Source organism: Desulfosarcina sp., from assembly GCF_046496365.1.
Classification (GTDB): domain Bacteria; phylum Desulfobacterota; class Desulfobacteria; order Desulfobacterales; family Desulfosarcinaceae; genus Desulfosarcina.
Map to the genome: position 1 here is coordinate 1 of NZ_JAWOHB010000201.1, position 4751 is coordinate 4751.

General features: G+C 57.1%; 7 protein-coding genes. 1 reads left to right on the forward strand and 6 read right to left on the reverse strand.

The genetic code is table 11. From position 1 onward, the window contains the following. Nucleotides 1–297, reverse strand: a 297-nt coding sequence (locus R6V78_RS19300) for a hypothetical protein (protein ID WP_410291022.1), incomplete at its 3' end; no start/stop codon positions are given. Between the two features lie 30 nt (nucleotides 298–327). On the opposite strand from R6V78_RS19300, the gene R6V78_RS19305 reads away from it, so the two are divergent. Beyond that, nucleotides 328–615, forward strand: a complete 288-nt coding sequence (locus tag R6V78_RS19305; protein ID WP_410291023.1) for a hypothetical protein — start codon at nucleotides 328–330, stop codon at nucleotides 613–615. A 94-nt stretch (nucleotides 616–709) separates the two neighbouring features. On the opposite strand, the gene R6V78_RS19310 is transcribed toward R6V78_RS19305, so the two are convergent. From R6V78_RS19310 to R6V78_RS19330, 5 genes are read right to left on the reverse strand one after another with little or no spacing between them, the layout of a single operon-like run. Then, on the reverse strand, nucleotides 710–2533 hold the full coding sequence (locus tag R6V78_RS19310) for an ABC transporter ATP-binding protein (protein WP_410291024.1): 1824 nt from the start codon (nucleotides 2531–2533) through the stop codon (nucleotides 710–712). 10 nt (nucleotides 2534–2543) lie between these two features. Then, nucleotides 2544–3464, reverse strand: coding sequence for a cobalt ECF transporter T component CbiQ (gene cbiQ / locus R6V78_RS19315; RefSeq protein ID WP_410291025.1), 921 nt, complete (start codon nucleotides 3462–3464; stop codon nucleotides 2544–2546). Continuing rightward, nucleotides 3457–4086 (reverse strand): cobalt transporter CbiM, encoded by a 630-nt coding sequence (gene cbiM, locus R6V78_RS19320; RefSeq protein WP_410291026.1) that lies wholly within the window; start codon nucleotides 4084–4086, stop codon nucleotides 3457–3459. The genes cbiQ and cbiM overlap by 8 nt, the downstream gene beginning before the upstream one ends. Nucleotides 4087–4113: 27 nt before the next feature. Beyond that, entirely contained in the window at nucleotides 4114–4407 is a 294-nt protein-coding gene (locus R6V78_RS19325; protein ID WP_410291027.1) for a hypothetical protein, read from the reverse strand. After that, a complete protein-coding gene (locus R6V78_RS19330; protein ID WP_410291028.1) occupies nucleotides 4404–4700 on the reverse strand; it encodes a carboxypeptidase regulatory-like domain-containing protein in 297 nt (98 codons plus the stop codon). The genes R6V78_RS19325 and R6V78_RS19330 overlap by 4 nt, the downstream gene beginning before the upstream one ends. Between the last annotated feature and the right edge of the window lie 51 nt (nucleotides 4701–4751).

The following is a 4751-nucleotide window of genomic DNA, read 5'->3' on the forward strand; positions in this document are numbered from 1 at the left end:
GACAATAAAATTTTCCCGATCGGCGATTTGACTGAATCCAGAAAATTTCTCCATGCCTGTCGCCGTATCGAATGCACCGTGAATAACGACTACGAGCGGTAACGGGGTTGAGCCGTCATATCCCGAAGGAATATGTACCCGGTATGCACGCTTAAACCCTCCAGTAACTAGATCCATGGGTTGGTGGTAAGTGAAAGGGCCTTTGATGTGGGCCGACGGCAATGATCCAGTACACGCATTCAGGAAAAAGAAAAACGCAGCCATGGTGAACGGACCAAATTTCAGGGAAGGTTTCATTTGATACAATGCCCATCAGTGAGCATGATCATGGGGTGTCTTTTGATTTGCCGGGTGATCATGGTCATGGGCTCCATGCTCGCCGCTGTGATCGTGGCTGTGATCCTCTCTTCCGCCGGAGTGGCCGTGGGCAGGGCTGTGTTCGTGTCCGTGTTCGTGGGCATGCTCATGGTCGTGGGCATGCGTGTGGGTTTTGTCGCCGTGGGTGTGGGCATGCTCATGGGCATGGATGTGATTGTGGGAATGCTGATGCTTGTGTTTGTGGTCACCTTCCATGTCACCCTCCTTGGTTGTTGGGATCCCGTTTTCGATCGATGATGTGAAATGGTGCCAATCAAAAATATGATAAGATCGAATCATTCATGTTCAACATAAAAAAATTGATCTGCCTCACAGCAGATTCAAGATCCGATCATTTTTCAATCGGGATATCGGAATGGCCATGATCATGGCAGTCGTGATCGCCTTCATGGTGGTGATCGTGATATCGTCGGCGTGGGTGGTGGTGTTCTTGGTCTTCACCGGGGTGGCTATGGGCAAAACTGTGCCGATGGGTGTGACTGTGCCTGTGAAGATGATCGTGCATCACCCCTTGGTGTTCATGGGGATGCGCGTGAAGATGCCGGTGTGGATGGCTGTGTGCATGCTGGTGCTGCAAGGCCCGGATAGTCTCGCTGCAGCGCTGGCGGAACGTATAGGCCAGGCCGTTGAGATTGCCAAGCCTTGAATCCTTGAAAAATGCTTCGGTTGGAAGATCCTGGAGGATGAATCCCTGGTGTATGACAACGGTACGACGGGTCAGTGCATTGACAAAAAACATGTCATGGCTGACCAGAAGCAAGGTGACATCCAGCTCACTCAGGATAGACAGCAGCAGCTCCTCCCCCTGGGGGTCGAGCCCGGCGGAGGGTTCATCCAGGATCAACAGCTTGGGGGACATGGCCAACACACAGGCCAGCGCCAGGCGCTTGCGTTCGCCGCCGGACATGTGCAGCGGAACACGTTTTTCGAAACCTTCCAGGTGCACCAGAGAGAGAACTTCATCGGTGCGCCGGCGGATCTCGTTTTTGGCGACGCCCAACTGCTTCAGACCAAAGGCGATCTCTTCCCCGACGCTGGGGCAGAAGAGCTGGTCGGCGCTGTCCTGGAACACCATGCCGATGTTGCGCCATAAATACTTGCGCAAGCGGCGGTTCACCGGCCGGCCCTCGAAAAGGTAAGCCCCGTCTCCTTGCTGCAAACCAAGCAGGCAGGCCAGCAGCGTGGTCTTGCCGGCCCCGTTCTCGCCGACCATGGCCAAGCGCTCACCGACCGGAATGCAAAGATCAACCCCGGCCAATGCATGGGTGCCGTCCGGATAACGAAAATCATAGCTGCGCAGTTCGATCATGGGCCGGCCCGTTGAAGCTGCCGGTGGCGCCGCGACGTGGCAGGCGGCCGCCGGCTCCGGGTTTTCCACACCATTGGTGGCAGGCGCCAGGCGGAAAGAGAAATCAAGACCATGTGACCGCAACGCGCTGCGTTGGGCGACGAGATCGTTTATGGTGTAGTCGTGGGCAATTCGCCCGTTGTGCATGACCACGGCCCGGCGGCAAAGCTCGAAAAGAAAAAGCAGATCGTGGCTGATGCAGACGAGTGTACCCTTGAAGTCCATGAGCAAATCGAGAAAAACCTGTTCCTGGTGGGGATCCAGGTTGGTGGTGGGTTCGTCGAGGAGCAGCACCTCCGGCTGCATGGCCAACAGGCCGGCCAGGGCGGCCCGTTTCTTTTGCCCGAAACTGAGGTGATGCGGTGCCTTGTATGCCTTGTCCGCCAGATGGACACGCTGCAAGGCCTGATGCGCGGCCTGCCGGGCGGGCTCACGCGAGAGGCCCTGATTGGTGGGGCCAAAGGCGACATCATCGATCAACGTATGACCGAAGAGCTGATCGTCGGGATCCTGGAACAGCAGCCCGATCGCCAGTCGGCTATTTTCGAGATGGCTGCCTGCGAGCGGCTGGTCCTTAAAAAAGACATCTCCATTGTCGGGCAGCAGCAATCCGCACAGCTGTTTAAGCAGGGTGGTCTTTCCGGACCCGTTTTGCCCGACCAGGGCGATACGGTCACCCGGGGCAATCTCAAGGTCGATCTCCTTTAAGGCCTGGGGACCATCCACATAGCAATAATTAAGGCTGATCAGGCGAAAAAGCGGATTGATTACCTTAGGCGGCGGAAGGATAGATGTCAATTCGTGCATTGGCCCTCTCTCACCATACCATGCGATCACAAAGGAGCAGGGCCACGCCGACGGTCAGCCACACGCCTGCCCCGACAAGGTCCAGGGCACGCAGGCGTAATTCGGCCTGTTCCGGAAAGCGCTCCTGGTAGCCACGGGCGCGCATGGCATCGAAAACCCGTTCGGTGCGTTCAAAGCTGCGCACGAACAGCATCCCCAGGAAATTGGCCACGGCCCGGATGGTGGTCATGTCGGTGCGTTTGCGGAAACCGCGGACCTGCATGCCGGCGGACATGCGACGGGCTTCGTGCCGAAAAACATTCAGATAACGGTAGCTGAGCAACACCATCTGGCCGGCCATCTCCGGCACCCCCAGCCGGGAAAGCCCCTGCAAGATGACTGGCAGCGGGGCGGTGGAGAGCAACGGCTCCATTAGCAAGGTAATGGCCACGGCCTTGGCAGTAATGGTCCCAGCCAAACCAAATCCGCGCAAGCTGAAGTGAAGCCAATTCGACTCACCGAAAACAATCACCGTGTCGCCGCTGTGCACCGGCACGGTAAAGGGCATAATCAATAAGAACATGCTGATGAATCCGACGATGGCCAGAAGCCGCATCAGCACTTTGGCCAGCGACACCTGTGCCACCACCAGTACCAGACATGACAGGCCAATGGCGATAAAAGCCGGCGTCATTTGTTGGATGGCCGTGATCATAAAGCTGTAAACGAGGATGGTGACAATCTTACAGCGGACATCCCATTGGTGGAGCGGCGATTTGCCGGCGGTGTTTTCAAGCTGCGGCACCGACCAATCCGGCTCGCCTTTTTCCGCGCCGCGCACGCGGGCCAGCCGTCGGAGCAACGTGACCCCAAGGGCCAGGACCACAAACGGCACGATCACCAAGGCGGCCAGTTGCCACCAGTGCATCTGGATGAGCGTCACATCAGCCATGCACCGGCCTCCGGGGACGACGCAAAGAATGCATCAGCAAGGCCGGTTTGACCCGCGCCAAAAAACCGATGGTCAGAGCACTCACCGTCCCTTCGATGATAATCACCGCTACATGCGCCGCCAGCGCGATCTTGGCCACGCCGAAAAAATCCTCGCCGCCGGTGACCAGCAGGGCGGCCAGGATCATCGCTGACAATGCCGTTCCCGCCGCACCGACCACACCGCCGATCAACGCCTGCCGTGACGGGGTGCTGCCCTTGAATTTTTGGAAGAACCAACCACAAAATAGGGCGGGCACCCCCATCATTAATGCGTTGGCGCCCAGGGCCGTCAAGCCCCCGAACTGGAAGAGCAGACTCTGCAGCAACAGGCCAAGACCGATGGAGAGAAAGGCCGATGGTCCTAAAAGCGCACCGGTCAACCCCGGTATGATCAAATGGACACTGGTCGGGCCGAAGGGGACATGGATCAGGGAGGCCACAAAAAAAGCGGCGGTCATGACTGCGAGTTTGGGCATCTCTTCGCTGCGGGTTTGGCGTGCGCTCCAAGCGGTCAGACCGAAACCGGCCACGTAGCCACCGATGGCCACAAAAACGGGAAGAACGCCGTCGGATATATGCATGTTCGACTCCTCAATTTTACGAACCCATCACGCCTTGCGCCGCGAGGCGACATAGGCTGCCACCCCAAACAGACCGAAAATGTAGCCGATGCCCGCGAAAACATCTCTGATACCAGGCTTGTCGAGGTCGGCCCGCAGGGATGCGATTTCCCGCTGAATGCGCCTTAAGTCTCCGGACAATTTGCCGTTTTGTTCCTTTAACAGCGCGACCACCGTCTGCGGGCTCTCATCCGGCGACGCTTGCGCCCAGCCAACTCCCGGGAGGATGGTCATCAAGAGTAACCCGATGCCGATCGCAAGACCGCTTTTAATGATTGTCATTTTCCTGCCTCCACCTCGCCTTTTTTAAGCTTGAAGCTGTTCTTATGCCCCATGGTCGCATCGATGACAATGTTAAGATCGTCGATTTTAGGGATATCAAAATTGAAAAGCCCCGTTTTGTCGGTGACACCTTCCAAGATCAGCTGGTCCTGGCTGTCATAAACAAGCACCTTGCCGCCCTCCACGGGTTTGCCGTCCGGAAAATAGCTCTCCGTATAAATTTTTCCACCCTCGGCGTAGACAAACAAGTTGACCTTGTGCGCCAGCGCGGTTCCGCTGAGCAGCAGTATCACAAACGTGGCGACAAGGTCAACTTGTTTGCCTACGCCGAGGGTGGAAAAATT

Excerpts from the sequence above, each read along its gene's own strand:
- R6V78_RS19305 (WP_410291023.1), top strand. The coding sequence starts at position 328 with ATGGGGTGTCTTTTGATTTGCCGGGTGATCATGGTCATGGGCTCCATG.
- cbiM (WP_410291026.1), bottom strand. The coding sequence starts at position 4,086 with ATGCATATATCCGACGGCGTTCTTCCCGTTTTTGTGGCCATCGGTGGC.
- R6V78_RS19310 (WP_410291024.1), bottom strand. The coding sequence starts at position 2,533 with ATGCACGAATTGACATCTATCCTTCCGCCGCCTAAGGTAATCAATCCG.
- cbiQ (WP_410291025.1), bottom strand. The coding sequence starts at position 3,464 with ATGGCTGATGTGACGCTCATCCAGATGCACTGGTGGCAACTGGCCGCC.
- R6V78_RS19325 (WP_410291027.1), bottom strand. The coding sequence starts at position 4,407 with ATGACAATCATTAAAAGCGGTCTTGCGATCGGCATCGGGTTACTCTTG.